Origin of the sequence: Pseudonocardia sp. T1-2H (assembly GCF_038039215.1) — a bacterium.
GTDB lineage: Bacteria > Actinomycetota > Actinomycetes > Mycobacteriales > Pseudonocardiaceae > Pseudonocardia.
This window is the reverse complement of the sequence record NZ_JBBPCL010000001.1, coordinates 2,487,288-2,501,884: the sequence shown is the minus strand read 5'-3', so window position 1 is coordinate 2,501,884 and position 14,597 is coordinate 2,487,288. Positions and strand designations below refer to the sequence as shown.

The window sequence follows — 14,597 nt, the reverse complement described above, 5'->3', positions numbered from 1 at the left end:
CGTGTTCACCGGCCGCAGGCGAAGATGGACGCGTCGGTGGAACGGCGGCGGGGAGGGCTGACGCGTGTCTTCGGTTCGGCGACGCGCGGGCCGTGCTCTCGTCACCGCGTCACTGCTCGTGGGGAGCCTGGTGGCGTGCACCGTCGGGCCGTCGGAGCGTCCGCCGGTCGCCGTCCGGGGCACGGACATTCCCGCCGCGCCCACCCCCGCGGCCACCGTTCGTCCGGACCCGAACGTCCTGCCGGACCTCGAGAACCAGCGGTCCACGATCGCCTACACGGACTGCACGCGGGACATCCTGGAGGGCCTCGCCGGCGCGGTTCCGGCCGGCCGGCAGCTCACCGCGGGGTGCGGCCTGCTCGAGGTGCCGGTGGACCGGGACCAGCCGACCCTCGGGGACACCCGGGTCGGGGTGCTGCGGGTCGGCGCGGCGGGTGCACCGCACACCCGGCCGCCGCTCGTCGTCGTCGGGGACAGCGCCACGGATGCCTCGGCCCGGCACGCCGGGCGGCTCGCCGCGCAGGTCCCCGACGACATCCTCGCCACCTTCTCGCTGATCGGCCTGGACCGGCGCGGCGCCGGGAACGACCTGCTGGACTGCTCCCCGCCGGACGCCCGCGCGGCGATCGTCGACGCCGATCCGTCCGCCTCCGACGAGGCGCGGCTCTCCGGGCTGCTCGAGGAGTCCCGGTCCGTCGTCCAGGACTGCTACCTGCTGCTCTCCGGCGCGCTGTCCTCCTACCGGACCGCGGCCTCGGCCGGTGACCTCGAGCAGCTCCGCGTGGCGCTCGGCGTCGCCCGGCTGAACGTGCTCGGCGTCGGGGACGGGGCGGCGGCCGTCGCGAGCTGGGCCTCCGCCCACCCGGCGTCCGTGGGGCGCGTCGTGCTCGACGGCCCGACCGATCTCGCGGCGGACCAGCCCGATCTCGCCGAGTCGCGGGCCGCGGCCGCCGAGGCAGCCTTCGACGCGTTCGCGGCCGGCTGCACGTCCGCACCCGGCTGCCCGCTCGGCCCGGACCCGCGCGGGACGGTGAACGCGCTGCTCACGAAGCTCGACACCCAGCCGTTGGCCTCGGCGGACGGGGACCGGCTCACCGCCGGCGCGGCCCTGACCGCGGTCCACGCGGGGCTGTCCGAGCCGTCGACGTGGCCCGCCCTCGCCCAGGCGATCGCCACCGCCGGTGCCGGGGACCCGGCGGGGCTGCTGGCTCGGCTCGCGCCCGCGCTCGGCCCGCAGGGCAACTTCGACGGCGCGCTGGCCACGTCCTGCAACGACACCGCGCGGCGGCTCACCCCGCCCGAGGTCTCCCGGCTCGCACAGACCTGGCGGGCGGACCATCCCCTGTTCGGCGCGGCCGTCGCCCAGCAGCTGCTCGCCTGTGGCCCGTGGCCCGCGGTGGCGGCGCCGGCGCCGCCCGCGACGCTCCCGGCGGACGCCCCGCCGGTACTCGTGCTGGGCACCGCGGCGGACCCGCGCGCCTCCCAGGAGGGTGCGCGGAAGACGGCGCAGCTGCTGAGCCGCGGCCTGTTCGTCGGCTGGCAGGGCGCCGGGACCGGCGCGTTCCCGCGCAGCGCATGCATCACGGCGGTGGTGACCGGGGCGCTGGTCGGCGCCACACTGCCCCGGGACGGGACGGTCTGCCCGGCCTGACCTCGTCGGGTCACGCCGGGCAGCGTCCCCTCAGCGCGTGTCCGGGCTGATGAAGCCCTTCGAGACCATCCAGTCCTTGGCGACGGTCGCCGCGTCGTCGCCGTCGACGTCGACCTTCTTGCCCAGCTCGATCATCTGCTGGTTGTCGATCGTGTCCGCGATCGGCTGCAGGACGCCCGCGACCCGTGGGTGCTCCTTCAGCCACTGGTCGCGAACCACGACCGAGGCGTTGTACTGCGGGAAGAACTTCTTGTCGTCCGCCAGCACCGCGAGGTTCAGGCCCGCGATCCGGCCGTCCGTCGTGAAGATCTCACCGAAGTTGCAGGTGCCGTTGGCGATGCCCGCGTAGATCGCGCCGGTGCCGAACGTCTTGACCTTGGTCGTCGGGAACCCGTAGGTGCGCTGGGCCCCCGGCAGCCCGTCCTGGCGGCTCGCGAACTCGGTCTCCACGCAGAACACGCCCTCGGCCGGGTTCTGCTCGAGGAACTCGGTCATGTCCGAGTTGCTCTTCAGGTTGTGCTGCTCGGCATAGGCCCGGGTGGTGCCGAACGCGTAGGTGTTGTTCAGCGACGAGTAGGGCAGCCAGGCGATCCCGTTGAGGTTCAGGTCCTCGTCCCGCACCGCCTCGTACTGGCCCCGCTCGTCGGGGATCGGCTCGGTGTGGCCGAGGTAGTTGATCCAGCCGGTGCCGGAGTACTCCCAGGTCACATCGATGTCCCCGGTCCTGAGTGCGAGCCGGGAGTTCGACGAGCCCTGGATGTTCGTCAGGTCCACGACGTTCATCCCGGCCGCGGAGAGCGCCAGCTCGGCCATGTAGCCGAGCAGGATCTGCTCGGTGAAGTCCTTCGACCCGACGGTGACCGTGAGCCCCTCGAGCTCCGGGACCGGCGTGATCGAACCGGGCACGACGTCGAACGGGACGGCCGAGTTCGTGCTGAGCCCGCAGCCGCTGACCGCGACGGTCACCGCCGCCACGACCGCGGCGAGCGCGGTCCGGGTACGCCTCACGAGACCCCCCTCGGCCCGAGCACGCGCTCGGCGATGCCGCCGAGCCAGTCGACGAGCAGCGCCAGCCCGATCGCGAGCACCGCGCCGACATACATCACCGAGTTGAGCTGCAGCTTGTAGCCGGTGTCGATGAGCTCGCCGAGACCGCCGCCGTTGACGAAGAACGCCAGGGTGGCGGTGCCGACGGCCAGCACGAGCGACGTGCGCAGGCCGGCCAGGATGAGCGGGACGGCCAGCGGCAGCTCCACCCGGCGCAGCACCCCCCCGGACGACATGCCGATGCCGCGGGCGGCGTCGATCAGCGTGGGGTCCACCTGCCGGATGCCGACCATGGTGTTCCGCAGGACCGGGAGCAGCGTGTAGAAGACCAGCGGGATCGTCACCGCCCAGAGGCCCTCGATGTTCGTCCAGAGGAAGAACAGCACGATCACGCCGAGGGCGGGCGCGGCCTGGCCGACGTTGGCGACGAGCAGGAAGACCGGTGCCGCGACCCGGAGCCCGGGTCTGGTCAGCGCGATCCCGAGCGGCACCCCGATGAGCACCACGAGCACCGTGACGGCGAGGGTGATCAGGATGTGCTGCCCGGTCAGGGTCAGGATCGTCGAGAGGTTGAGCGTCTCGAGCTCGTTGGCGTTCAGGTCGCTGCTCAGGGCCCAGATCACGACGGCCGCGACGATCACGACCACCAGCACGGGCTGGGCGAAGAGCCGCACCTGGTCCGAGCGGGAGGTGACGTTCCCCCGTCGCTCCAGCGCACTCGAGCTGCTGACTCCGGGCAGCCCGTGGTTGAGGGCGGCCGTCACGAGGCACCGTCCTCGACACCGTGTTCGGACCGGAGCGAGGCGATGACGTCGGTGACCGTGGTGATGTCGATGGTCCCGACGACCTCGCCCTTCGCGCCGGTCACGACGGCGCGCCCGCCCTCGGTGAGGATCGCCTCCAGGGCGTCCTGCAGCGTGGACTGGGTGCTCACCGAGTCCCCTACGGGCTTGCCGGTGTCCGCCAGCGAGCTGCGCCCGCCGAGCTCCCGCACGTGCACCCAGCGCTGCGGGCGGCGGCGGTCGTCGACGACGAGCGCATAGGTCCGGCCGGACCGCTGGAGCTGCGAGGCCACCGAGGAGGGCGTGTCCCCCAGGCCGACGGTCAGCACGTCGTCGGCGGTGCCGTACTCGACGTCCCGGACCCGCATCAGCGTGAGCTGCTTCAGCGAGGCACCGGCACCGACGAAGCCCGCAACGGTGTCGTTGGCCGGGTTGGCGAGGATCGCGTCCGGGGTGTCGTACTGCTGGATCGAGGACCGGTCCCCCAGCACCGCGATCTTGTCGCCGAGCTTCACGGCCTCGTCGAAGTCGTGGGTGACGAAGACGATCGTCTTGCCCAGCTCGGCCTGCAGGCGCAGCAGCTCGTCCTGGAGGTTGCCGCGGGTGATCGGGTCGACCGCGCCGAACGGTTCGTCCATCAGCAGCACCGGCGGGTCCGCCGCGAGCGCGCGGGCCACCCCGACGCGCTGCTGCTGGCCGCCGGAGAGCTGGCGCGGCAGCCGGTCCCGGTACAGCTTGGGGTCCAGCCCGACGAGGTCCATCATCTCGTCGACCCGGTCGTCGATCCGCTTCCTGTCCCACTTCAGCAGGCCGGGCACCACCGCGATGTTCTGGGCGACGGTGAAGTGCGGGAACAGCCCGGCCTGCTGGATGGCGTAGCCGATGCCTCGGCGCAGCTGGTCCGCGTCGAGCTCGAGGGCGTCCTCGCCGCCGATGGTGATGACCCCGGAGGTCGGCTCGACCATCCGGTTGATCATCCGCATCGTCGTGGTCTTGCCACAGCCGGACGGGCCGACGAAGACGACGATCTTGCCGGCGGGGATGGTCATGGTGAACTCGTCGACCGCAGGGGCCTTCGTGTTCGGATAGCGCTTGGTGACGTTCTCGAGGCGGATCTCCGCCCCGGACACGCTCTGCGCGGTGGGTTCTGCGGCGGCGGCGGTATCGGTCACTTCGCACCCTTCGAGACGGTCAGGCGGGTGATCAGGACGTACACGCCGTCCAGGACCAGGGCCAGGACGACCACGCCGAGCGTCCCGGCGAGGGCCTGGTTGAGCGAGTTGGCCGATCCCGCGCGGGTCAGGCCGGAGAAGATCTCGGAGCCGAGGCCGAAGCCCTTGGCGTAAGCGGCGATCACCGCGATGCCCATCAGCATCTGCGTCGAGACGCGCATGCCGGTGAGGATCGCGGGCCAGGCGAGCTTCAGCTCCACCCTCGTGAGCACGCCGAAACGGCTCATCCCGATGCCCTTGGCCGCGTCCGTCACCGCCGGGTCCACCCCGTTCAGCCCGACGATGGTGTTCCGCAGGATCGGCAGCAGGCCGTAGAGCACGAGCGCCACGACGCTCGGGGCGACGCCGAGCCCGAGGAACGGGATCAGCAGGCCCAACAGCGCGAACGACGGCACGGTCAGGATGGTGCTGGCCAGCGCGGTGGCGATGGCGGAGCCGGCGGAGCTGCGGTAGACCAGCACCCCCACCACCACGCCGATGACCGCGGCGATGACCGTGCACTGCACGACCCCGCTGACGTGCAGCAATGCCTGCAGGGACAGCCTGTCCCAGCGTTCGGAGACGTACTCGAACAGGTTCATCGACGATCACCGCCGCGGACGGGGGGTCCCCCGAGCCGGGCGGGACGCCGTCGACGCTCGCGCATCTGGCCCCCCTCGTCCTGGCGCAGCGCGACCCGGGTGGCGCCACGCGGTGCGGGGACATTAGCCCGACCGGTGGGAATCCGCGGGGCAGAAGGTGCACGGGGACGGGGCCGGACGCGTCCCGGCAGACGCGTCAGGGGGCGTCCACCTGGGTACATCACGACCTCATCACTTCGGATGAAGTGCGCGCGTCGGGAGTCACGTTCTCCCCGTTCACCGCGACGAACCCCATGACGGCGTAACCACCAGGAGGTCGGGGATCACGATGACAGGCAGCACGGAGACGAGCGGGACGACGACCACACCGGAGGTCCTCATCCCGGCTCAGCGCACGGCGCCGGAGCCCGCCGGCACGACTGCCGGCCCCGCTTCGCAGCAATGCGCCGTCCAGGCTCCCCCGGTGCTCCCCGTCGCCTCGGGCGCGCCGTGCCGCTGCGGCCACGGATCCGAGGCCCACGAGCACTTCCGGGCGGGCACGGACTGCGCCCGGTGCGGCTGCGGCCGGTTCCGCAACGCCAAGGGTCTCAAGGCGCGGATCGCAGCGCTGCTCGGCCGGCGCTGACGGTCCGGGTCAGGCCTTCCGGGCCCGGCTCGGCTGCACCCGCATCGGCTCGTCCGGCATCTTCGGATACTCCGGCGGGTAGGGCAGCTCGCCCAGGCCGTCCTCGGCGTACCACTGCAGCGCCGTCTCGCAGCCGCCCACCGCGGCGTCCATCTCCGCGTGCGGGTCCCCGTGCTCGCGCAGCAGGTCCGGGACGGTGCGCAGGGTGAACTCCCCGGGATCGACCTCGGTCAGGGCGTCCCAGGTCAGCGGCATGGAGACCGTCGCGCCCGGGAGCCCGCGGACCGACCAGGCGGACGCGATGGTGCGGTCCCGCGCAGCCTGGTTGTAGTCCAGGAAGACCCGCTCGCCGCGTTCCTCCTTCCACCAGTCCACCGTCGCCCTCTCCGGGATCCGCGCCGCGACCCGGCGGGCGATCGAGATGACGGCGCGACGGACCTCGATGAAGTCCCACTCGGGGCGGATCCTGCAGAACACGTGGATGCCGCGCCCCCCGGACGTCTTGGGCCAGCCGACGAGTCCCGCCTCCGCGAGCACCTCCTTCAGCGTGCCGGCGACGACCGCCGCATCCGCGAAGTCCGTGCCGGGCTGGGGGTCCAGGTCGATCCGCAGCTCGTCCGGCCGGTCCGTGTCCGCGGCCCGGACGGGCCAGGGGTGGAAGTCCAGGGTGCCCAGGTTGGCGGCCCAGGCGATCACCGCGGGCTCGGACGGCGCCACCGAGTCCGCCTTGCGCCCGCTCGGGAAGGTGACCTGCGCGGTCCTGACCCAGGAGGGCGCGCCCTTCGGTACGCGCTTGGCGAAGAACGGCTCGCCCTCGACGCCGTCCGGGAACCGTTTCAGGTTCGTCGGCCGGTCCTTCAGCACGCGCAGCATCGGTTCCGCGACCGCGAGGTAGTACTCGACCACCTCCCGCTTGGTGATCCCGAGCCGCGGGAAGTAGACCTTGTCCGGGCTCGAGAGCCGCACGTCCCGCTCGCCCTCGGGTCCGGGGACCTTGAGCTGAATGACCGTCCTGGCCGCCATGCGGGGGAACCTACCGCGCTCCCCCGACGATCCGGCCCGATCACCGCCGGCCCTCCCGATCCCGCCGCTACCCTGTGCGGAATGGCCCGCCGCAAGCGCAGCGACTCCCCGCCCGCGTGGGTGCGCCGTTTCGACGACGAGCTGATCGGCCTGGATCCGGACGACCCGGAGGCCCGCGCCTTCGCCCAGCACCTGGACCGGATGCAGCGCCAGCGACCGGGATACACCGTCGAGGGGTACCTGGAGGGCATGAAGGACTTCGCGGAGTCCGCCAACCGCGCCCAGGGCCTGCGCTGGTGGTTGGCCCTGCTGATGGTCTCGTTGCTGCTTCTCGGCGCCGCGTGGGCCGTCTGGCAGGCCCTGCTCTTCGTCCTCACCACCGGGCTGTAGCCGCCGTCGCGGAATCCCCCCGGCCGGGGGCGCGCGCGCGACGGACGGGTTAGCGTGGACGCATGGGATCGTTCGACCGAGGTCAGCAGACGACGTCCGCCACGAAGCCACCGGCGAAGGTCGAGAAGACCGACGCGGAATGGCGCGAGCAGCTGACCCCCGAGGAGTACCAGGTGCTCCGCCAGGCCGGCACCGAGCGGCCGTACGTCGGTGAGTACACGGACACCGAGACCGAGGGCGTCTACGAGTGCCGCGCATGCGGCGCGGAGATCTTCCGCAGTGACACCAAGTTCGAGTCGCACTGCGGGTGGCCGTCGTTCTTCAGCCCGAGCGACTCGGACGCGGTGATCGAGCGCGTCGACACCTCGCTGGGGATGCGCCGGGTCGAGGTGGTGTGCGCGAACTGTCACAGCCACCTCGGCCACGTCTTCGAGGGTGAGGGCTACCCGACGCCCACGGACCTGCGCTACTGCATCAACTCGATCTCGATGAGGCTCGCCCCGAAGGCGTGACCGCCGAACCGACGGGCGCGCACGGCGTCTTCCGGGCGCCGATGCGCTCCCGCCTCGACGGGGTGCCGCCGGGCGTGTCCCGCGGGTTGGCGGTCGGCGTCTGCGGGGTCGGCGGGACGCTCACGCCCGCGCCGGACGACCTCGACGACGCCGTCGCGCGGGTCTCGGTCCGGTACGACGAGCGCACCGCCGCCCGGCTCCGCCGGTTCGCCGAGATCCCCGACGGCGCGTTCGCCTGGACGCGCAGCGAGGGCGGCGTCCACCACCTGGGCCGGTTGACCGGGCCGTGGCGGTACGACGACTCCCCGGCCGCCGCGGCCGTCGATCTCGTGCACGTGCGGCCCTGCGCCTGGACCCCGGTCCCACTCGCGCTCGTACCCCCGGGGTGCTGCGCACCTTCGGCCGCGGGGGCCGCAACTTCCAGCGGACGCACGACGAGGGCCTGGCCGAGCAGACCCTCGCGGTGTGGGAGCGGCGGGCCTCCTAGGGCAGGGTCGCCAGCAGGTCCCCGACCTCGACCCGCGGCCCGGTGTAGAACGGGACCTCCTCGCGGACGTGCCGGCGGGCCTCGGTGGCGCGCAGGTGCCGCATGAGGTCGACGATCCGGTGCAGCTCGTCCGCCTCGAACGCCAGGATCCACTCGTAGTCGCCCAGCGCGAACGCGGGCACCGTGTTGGCCCGGACGTCCGGGAAGCCCCGGGCCGCCTTGCCGTGGTCCGCGAGCATGGTGCGGCGCTCGTCGTCCGGGAGCAGGTACCAGTCGAGCGAGCGGACGAACGGGTAGACGCAGACGTAGCGCTTCGGGTCCTCGCCGGCCAGGAACGCCGGGATGTGGCTCTTGTTGAACTCCGCGGGGCGGTGCAGCGCGACCTGGCTCCACACCGGCACCGAGGCCCGGCCGAGGCTCGTGGTGCGGCGCAGGTCCGCGTAGGCGCCCTGCAGCGCCTCCAGGTTGTCCGCGTGCCACCAGATCATGTAGTCCGCGTCGGCCCGCACGCCCGCGAGGTCGTAGACGCCGCGCACGACGACGCCCTTACCGGCCAGCGCCTCCACGAACTCCGCAGCCTGGCCGGCGGCCGCCGCGCGGTCGTCACCGAGGCGGCCGGGTTCGACCCGGAAGACGGACCACATGGTGTAGCGAATCGTCGCGTTGAGCTCGGTGTAGTCGAGGCGGGCCATGGCGTCCATGCTGCCATCCGCCTCGCCGCGCCCGCGACGTGCCCGGCGCCACTTCGCCACGACCCGTTGCCCTACGGGGTCGTCGTCACCTGCACGACGGCCGCGATCCTCTCGGCTGCGGCCCGCGCCGTCGCGATGCAGGCGGGTACGCCGACGCCGTGCAGCGCAGACCCCGCGACGGCCAGCCCGGGGACGCCCGCGACGGCCTGCTCGATCCGGCGGACCCGGTCCAGGTGCCCGACCGAGTACTGCGGCAGCCCCCCGCCCCACCGCTGTACGACGGCCTCGACCGGCGCCGCGGTGATGCCGTGCAACGTTGCCAGGTCCGCCCGCGCGCGGGCGACGAGCTCGTCGTCGTCGACCTGCAGGCCGGCGGCCTCGCCGAACCGGCCGGTCGAGACGCGGAGCCGGACCAGGCCGTCCGCACCGAGATGCGCCCACTTGTTCGACGAGTGCGTGGCGGCCTTGATGCTCAGGGGTTCGTCCGCGGCGATCAGCACCCCGGACGTCGGGGGCAACGCCGCCGCCTCGGCGGCCCGGTAGGCCAGCGCCACGACGACCGACGACGCCAGCTCCACCTCCCCCGCCGCGGAGGCGGCGGCGGGCACGGGGCCGGTGAGCAGCTTCCGGACCGCCGGCGCGGGAACGGCGAGCACCACGGCGTCGACGTCCAGGGCCTCCGGTCGGGTGGTCGGCCCGAGGACCAGCCGCCAGCCGGCCCCCCGGCGCTCCAGGGACCGCACGCTGGTGCCGAACCGGACGGTGGCGGCGGAGGCGGACCCGAGGGCGTCGAGCAGGACGCGGTAGCCGCCGCGGATGCCGCCGAAGACCGGACCCGTGGACCCCGACCCGGCCGCCGGGCCCCGGCCCGCGGGGGGCGGGGTGGCGGACGTGGCGGCGGCGGTGAGGGAGGAAGCGCCCGCGTCGAGGGCGGCGGCGAGGGCGGGGACGGTGGCCCGCAGACCCAGGGCGTCGACCCGGCCCGCGTAGACGCCGCCGAGCAGCGGGTCCGCCAGCCGCTCGGGGACCTCCGGGCCGAAGCGTTCGCGCAGCAGGCCGCCGAGGCTCACGTCCGTGCCGGGCTCCCAGGCCAGGGGCCGCTCCGGCTCGGCGGCGACAGCGGCGAGCCCGGCCGGGGACAGCACGTCGTGGAGGCGGGCCCGCGAGGTCGGGACGCCCATCATCGTGCCGGGCGGGAGGCCCACCGTGCGTCCGCCCGCGCGGATCGACGGGCTCGCCCCGGTGGGATGGACGCTCCGGTCCGCCAGGCCCAGCTCGTCGAGCAGGGCGGGCACCTCGGGGCGACGCGCGAGGAAGGCCTCGGCGCCGACGTCGAACGGCATCCCGGCCAGTTCGACGGTGTGCAGGACGCCGCCGGTGCGGTCCCGCTGTTCGAGGACGACGATCTCGGCCGCCGGGCCGAGCAGGGTGCGCAGGCGGTGCGCGGCGGCGAGACCGGAGATCCCCCCGCCGACGACCGCGATCCGGGCCGCGCTCACCTGGTCAGACGGGCTGGGCGTGGACGAGCTCGATCGTGCGCGTGATCACGTCCGGGTCCGTGTTCGGCAGCACGCCGTGCCCCAGGTTGAACACGTGCCCGGGGGTGCGGGCGCCCTCGGCGGCGATCCGCCGGACCTCGGCCTCGATCGAGGCGTGGTCCGCGAACAGCACGGCCGGGTCCAGGTTGCCCTGCACCGGCAGGCCGCGGCCGACGCGGCGGGCGGCCACGTCCAGCGGGGTCCGCCAGTCCACGCCGAGGACGTCCGTGCCGGCCTCCGCCATCGCGGGCAGCAGCTCCCCCGTGCCGACGCCGAAGTGGATGCGCGGGACGCCCGCCCCGGCCAGGCGGCCCAGGACGACCGCGGAGTGCGGGAGGACGTAGGTGCGGTAGTCCCGCTCGGAGAGCGCGCCCGCCCAGGAGTCGAACAGCTGGACGGCGTCCACCCCGGCGGCCACCTGGAGCTCCAGGAACGTCGCGGTGATCCCGGCCAGCTTGCTCATCAGCGCGTGCCAGACGTCCGGCGCGGTGCGCATGAGCGCCTTGGTGCGCTCGTGGTTCTTGCTGGGCCCGCCCTCGACCAGGTACGACGCGAGGGTGAAGGGGGCGCCCGCGAACCCGATGAGCGGCGTGTCGCCCAGCTCGCGCAGCAGCAGCGCGATCGCGTCCGTGACGGGGGCGACCTGCTCCGGCAGCAGGCGCGGGATGCGCTCGACGTCCGCCGCGGTCCGCACGGGCTCCGCGACGACGGGGCCGGTCCCGGCCACGATGTCCACGCCGATCCCGGCGGCGTACAGCGGCACCACGATGTCGCTGAACAGGATCGCGGCGTCCACCCCGTGCCGGCGCACCGGCTGCAGGGTGATCTCGCAGGTCAGCTCCGGGGTCATGCAAGACCGCAGCATGCCCGTGTCCGCCCGCAGGGCCCGGTACTCCGGCAGCGACCGTCCGGCCTGGCGCATGAACCACACGGGCAGGTGCGTGGGCCGCTCACCGCGGGCGGCGGCGAGGAAGGCGGAGTCCGGCAGCGTCCGGCGGGCCCCGGGGGTGGCGGGGACGACGGAGGCGGCGGGGGCGGCCGTGAGGGTGGGATTCGCAGACGTCATGACGTCGCCAGTGTCCCACAGGGCGGCCCACGTCCAGGTTCCGGCCCGGCGCGCCTGCGCCCTGGGTCCGGGTCCCACGACCTAGAGTTCCCGCTCGTGCCCGACGCGCCCGCCCCACCCGAGGTCTTCCGTCATGCGGTCGCGACGCTCTCCGCCGTCCGACCGCGTCCGGACCTCGTGCTCCGCCCGCTCGATGCACCACCCCGGCTCGCCCCGTACACGTGGGCGTTCAGCGTGGAGGCGGACATCGGGCACCGCGGCGACGGCACCGACGACCTGGACGAGCCGGACACCTCCGGGCGGCTGATCCTGCTGCACGACCCGGCCGGGCAGGACGCCTGGGAGGGCACCTTCCGGATCGTCTGCTTCGTCCAGGCGCGGCTGGAACGCGAGCAGCTCGGCGACGAGATGCTGCCCGTCGTCGCGTGGTCGTGGTTGACCGAGGCCCTGGAGGAGGCCGGCGCGAAGCACGTCGCGCTCGGCGGCACCGTGACCCAGACCTCGTCCGTCCGGTTCGGCGACATCGCCGGCCCGCGCCGCGACGACGACGTGGAGTTACGGGCCTCCTGGACGCCCGCGGACGGCGCGGGTGAGCTGACCGCCCACGCGGAGGCCTTCTGCGCCCTGGTCGCGACGGCCGCAGGACTACCCCCGGTCGGGGTGGCGACGCTTGCGAAGCGAAGCGTTTAAAGTGGACGACGACTTCGGTGGAGAATTGGCTGCTCACAGCCCGTGCACGACAAGTGGATCACCCATTCGGGTGCACCTTGACGTACAACGCTGTAACTTTCACCCGTAGAAGTTCGAACGGATACACGACGTTAGACCGCTTGGGGGGCTACAGTTCCTCCACGACACCTCCTCGGGCGGTCGGGCGCGACTCTCCGTCCCCCGGGGTCCCGGTGTTGGTCGGGGGGCAATCGACCGACTCCAGGGAGGTAGTGACGTGGCCGTAGTAGGCCAAGGCACACCCTTGCGCGGCACCCCAGGTGCCGTGCTCACACCCGCGATGGTTCCCCATCCGCGGGAAGAGCTCTTCTCGGTGCTGGTGGTGGACGACCATCCACTACTGCGCGAGGCGATCGCGGCGCGTCTGCGCTCGATGGGGGCCGGCACCGTGTACGAGGCGGCCTCGGTCGCCGAGGCGCGTGCGCGCGCCCAGGCGAACGGGCCGTGCGATCTGGCGATCCTCGACCTCGGCCTGCCGGACGGCAGCGGGCTCGACCTCGTCACGGAGCTGCGTCAGCTGGGCTGGAACCGGCTCGTCGTGCTCGCCTCGTCGGACGACCCGTACGCGGTCCGTTCGGCGTTCCAGGCGGGCGCGCAGGCCTACCTCCTCAAGTCCGCGTCCCCGGCGGTGGTGACCGACGGTGTGAAGCGGGTCCTGGACGGCGGCGTCTACGCCGACCCGACGGTGGCTCCGCTGCTCGCCACGGGCACTCGTGTGCCGGGTACGGACAACACCCCGCGCGAGCTCTCGGCGCGCGAGGTCGAGGTGCTCCAGCTGGTCGCGGACGGCCAGTCCAACAAGGAGATCGGCGAGGCCCTGAGCCTGTCGGCGCTCACCGTGAAGAGCCACCTGTCCCGGATCGGGCGCAAGCTCGGCACGGGTGACCGGGCTCAGATGGTGGCACTGGCGATGAGAGCCGGGGTCATCCGCTGACGTCGCACGGCTCGGGGGGTGGGTCGGCCGCGCGCATCGCGTCGGCGGACGATGTCGTCATGCCCGCCACCGAGTCGGGGCCGCACGCACCGGCCCCCGTCCCGCTCCTCCGGCCCGCGGACGGCCTCCCTGACGTCGTCGCGGACCGGGCGGCACTGGACCGGACGGCGGTGTCCCTGGCCGCCGGTACGGGCCCTGTCGCCGTGGACGCGGAACGGGCGTCCGGCTTCCGCTACTCGCAGCGTGCCTACCTCGTCCAGCTCCGCCGGGAGGGATCCGGGACGGCGCTGATCGACCCGATCCCGATGGGCGGCGACCTCTCGCCGCTGGCCCCCGCGCTGGACGGGCCCGAGTGGGTGCTGCACGCCGCATCCCAGGATCTCCCCTGCCTCGCCGAGGCCGGGCTGCGGCCGGCGAGGCTCTTCGACACCGAGCTCGCGGGCCGGCTCGCCGGCGTCCCCCGGGTCGGGCTGGGGCCGCTGGTGGAGAACCTGCTCGGGCTCACGCTCGAGAAGGGCCACGGCGCCGCCGACTGGTCCCGGCGCCCGCTGCCCGAGAGCTGGCTCGTCTACGCCGCGCTGGACGTCGAGGTGCTCGTCGAGCTCCGGGACGTCCTCGCGGACCTGCTGGAGAGCCAGGGCAAGCTCGAGTGGGCGCTGGAGGAGTTCGAGGCCGTCCGCACCGCCGGGCCGCCCGCCCCGCGCGCCGAACCATGGCGCCGCACGTCCGGCATCCACAAGATCCGCAAGCCTCGACCGCTCGCCCTGGTCAAGGGCCTGTGGGAGGCCCGGGACACGCTCGCCGCGGAGCGGGACATCGCGCCCGGACGCGTGCTGCCGGACGCCGCGATCGTCGAGGCGGCCGTCGCCGCGCCGGAGAACCCGCAGGCCCTCGCGGCGCTGCCGGTGTTCCGGGGCCGCGCCCAGCGCCGTCTCACCTCGTACTGGTTCTCCGCGATCTCGGCGGCCTCTCGGCTGCCGAACGAGGCAGCTCCCCGCCCGTCGCCGCCGAACGACGGGCCGCCGCCCGTCTCCCGCTGGGCGGACCGGGACCCGGACGCCGCGGCCCGGCTCTCCGCCGCCCGCGCCGCCCTGGCCGGGATCGGCGAGCGGTGGACGATCCCGGTGGAGAACCTGCTCCAGCCGGACCTGCTGCGGCGCCTCTGCTGGACCCCGCCGGAGGACGGCGACGTCGACGCCTTCCTCGCCGCCGGCGGCGCCCGTGGCTGGCAGCGCACCCTCCTCCGCGAGCCCCTCGAACAGGCTCTGCAGTCCCGCGAGACCACCTCCTGACGGCGCTCGCTCACAC

15 protein-coding genes are annotated in these 14,597 nt (G+C 73.7%); 7 read left to right on the top strand and 8 right to left on the bottom strand.

Going from position 1 to position 14,597, the window contains the following annotated elements; all coding sequences use genetic code 11:
- The first annotated feature begins 64 nt into the window (after positions 1–64).
- The gene (locus WBK50_RS12440; RefSeq protein WP_341335752.1) at positions 65–1,651 is read left to right on the top strand and encodes an alpha/beta fold hydrolase; all 1,587 of its coding nucleotides are present in this window, start codon (positions 65–67) and stop codon (positions 1,649–1,651) included.
- A gap of 30 nt (positions 1,652–1,681) precedes the next feature.
- Here the strand turns inward: WBK50_RS12440 and WBK50_RS12435 are convergent, their stop codons facing one another.
- Genes WBK50_RS12435 through WBK50_RS12420 form a run of 4 tightly spaced genes read right to left on the bottom strand, consistent with a single transcriptional unit; the run spans position 1,682 to position 5,293 of the window.
- Positions 1,682–2,659, bottom strand: coding sequence for a glycine betaine ABC transporter substrate-binding protein (locus WBK50_RS12435; RefSeq protein WP_341335751.1), 978 nt, complete (start codon positions 2,657–2,659; stop codon positions 1,682–1,684).
- Positions 2,656–3,411, bottom strand: coding sequence for an ABC transporter permease (locus tag WBK50_RS12430; protein WP_341339370.1), 756 nt, complete (start codon positions 3,409–3,411; stop codon positions 2,656–2,658). The genes WBK50_RS12435 and WBK50_RS12430 overlap by 4 nt, the downstream gene beginning before the upstream one ends.
- 47 nt (positions 3,412–3,458) lie before the next feature.
- On the bottom strand, positions 3,459–4,610 hold the full coding sequence (locus WBK50_RS12425) for an ATP-binding cassette domain-containing protein (protein ID WP_341339369.1): 1,152 nt from the start codon (positions 4,608–4,610) through the stop codon (positions 3,459–3,461).
- Positions 4,611–4,648: 38 nt separating this feature from the next.
- Positions 4,649–5,293, bottom strand: a complete 645-nt coding sequence (locus tag WBK50_RS12420) for an ABC transporter permease (protein ID WP_341335750.1) — start codon at positions 5,291–5,293, stop codon at positions 4,649–4,651.
- Between the two features lie 328 nt (positions 5,294–5,621).
- Between WBK50_RS12420 and WBK50_RS12415 the strand changes: the two genes are divergently transcribed.
- Positions 5,622–5,918, top strand: a complete 297-nt coding sequence (locus WBK50_RS12415) for a hypothetical protein (protein ID WP_341335749.1) — start codon at positions 5,622–5,624, stop codon at positions 5,916–5,918.
- Positions 5,919–5,927: 9 nt separating this feature from the next.
- Here WBK50_RS12415 and ligD read toward each other — a convergent pair whose 3' ends face one another.
- The gene (gene ligD / locus WBK50_RS12410; RefSeq protein WP_341335748.1) at positions 5,928–6,941 is read right to left on the bottom strand and encodes a non-homologous end-joining DNA ligase; all 1,014 of its coding nucleotides are present in this window, start codon (positions 6,939–6,941) and stop codon (positions 5,928–5,930) included.
- 81 nt (positions 6,942–7,022) lie between these two features.
- Between ligD and WBK50_RS12405 the strand changes: the two genes are divergently transcribed.
- Together WBK50_RS12405 and msrB are read left to right on the top strand one after the other, a co-directional pair.
- On the top strand, positions 7,023–7,331 hold the full coding sequence (locus tag WBK50_RS12405) for a hypothetical protein (protein ID WP_341335747.1): 309 nt from the start codon (positions 7,023–7,025) through the stop codon (positions 7,329–7,331).
- 62 nt (positions 7,332–7,393) lie between these two features.
- Positions 7,394–7,843, top strand: a complete 450-nt coding sequence (gene msrB / locus WBK50_RS12400; protein ID WP_341335746.1) for a peptide-methionine (R)-S-oxide reductase MsrB — start codon at positions 7,394–7,396, stop codon at positions 7,841–7,843.
- Positions 7,844–8,326: 483 nt separating this feature from the next.
- Here the strand turns inward: msrB and hemQ are convergent, their stop codons facing one another.
- The 3 genes from hemQ to hemE form a co-directional block, all read right to left on the bottom strand.
- Entirely contained in the window at positions 8,327–9,022 is a 696-nt protein-coding gene (gene hemQ, locus WBK50_RS12395; protein WP_341339368.1) for a hydrogen peroxide-dependent heme synthase, read from the bottom strand.
- A gap of 71 nt (positions 9,023–9,093) precedes the next feature.
- Positions 9,094–10,521, bottom strand: a complete 1,428-nt coding sequence (gene hemG, locus WBK50_RS12390; protein ID WP_341335745.1) for a protoporphyrinogen oxidase — start codon at positions 10,519–10,521, stop codon at positions 9,094–9,096.
- Between the two features lie 4 nt (positions 10,522–10,525).
- Complete coding sequence (gene hemE, locus WBK50_RS12385; protein WP_341335744.1) at positions 10,526–11,626, bottom strand: uroporphyrinogen decarboxylase; 1,101 nt, start codon at positions 11,624–11,626, stop codon at positions 10,526–10,528.
- Between the two features lie 96 nt (positions 11,627–11,722).
- Between hemE and WBK50_RS12380 the strand changes: the two genes are divergently transcribed.
- The 3 genes from WBK50_RS12380 (at position 11,723) to WBK50_RS12370 (ending at position 14,581) form a co-directional block, all read left to right on the top strand.
- Entirely contained in the window at positions 11,723–12,316 is a 594-nt protein-coding gene (locus WBK50_RS12380; RefSeq protein ID WP_341335743.1) for a DUF3000 domain-containing protein, read from the top strand.
- 319 nt (positions 12,317–12,635) lie between these two features.
- Positions 12,636–13,289, top strand: a complete 654-nt coding sequence (locus WBK50_RS12375) for a response regulator transcription factor (protein WP_341339367.1) — start codon at positions 12,636–12,638, stop codon at positions 13,287–13,289.
- A 59-nt stretch (positions 13,290–13,348) separates the two neighbouring features.
- Entirely contained in the window at positions 13,349–14,581 is a 1,233-nt protein-coding gene (locus tag WBK50_RS12370; RefSeq protein ID WP_341335742.1) for an HRDC domain-containing protein, read from the top strand.
- Positions 14,582–14,597: the final 16 nt, after the last annotated feature.

What these genes read in the sequence shown, in the direction of transcription:
- WBK50_RS12420 (WP_341335750.1), bottom strand. Translation starts at nt 5,293, where the DNA reads ATGAACCTGTTCGAGTACGTCTCCGAACGCTGGGACAGGCTGTCCCTG.
- WBK50_RS12415 (WP_341335749.1), top strand. Translation starts at nt 5,622, where the DNA reads ATGACAGGCAGCACGGAGACGAGCGGGACGACGACCACACCGGAGGTC.
- ligD (WP_341335748.1), bottom strand. Translation starts at nt 6,941, where the DNA reads ATGGCGGCCAGGACGGTCATTCAGCTCAAGGTCCCCGGACCCGAGGGC.
- WBK50_RS12405 (WP_341335747.1), top strand. Translation starts at nt 7,023, where the DNA reads ATGGCCCGCCGCAAGCGCAGCGACTCCCCGCCCGCGTGGGTGCGCCGT.
- msrB (WP_341335746.1), top strand. Translation starts at nt 7,394, where the DNA reads ATGGGATCGTTCGACCGAGGTCAGCAGACGACGTCCGCCACGAAGCCA.
- hemQ (WP_341339368.1), bottom strand. Translation starts at nt 9,022, where the DNA reads ATGGCCCGCCTCGACTACACCGAGCTCAACGCGACGATTCGCTACACC.
- hemE (WP_341335744.1), bottom strand. Translation starts at nt 11,626, where the DNA reads ATGACGTCTGCGAATCCCACCCTCACGGCCGCCCCCGCCGCCTCCGTC.
- WBK50_RS12375 (WP_341339367.1), top strand. Translation starts at nt 12,636, where the DNA reads ATGGTTCCCCATCCGCGGGAAGAGCTCTTCTCGGTGCTGGTGGTGGAC.
- WBK50_RS12370 (WP_341335742.1), top strand. Translation starts at nt 13,349, where the DNA reads ATGCCCGCCACCGAGTCGGGGCCGCACGCACCGGCCCCCGTCCCGCTC.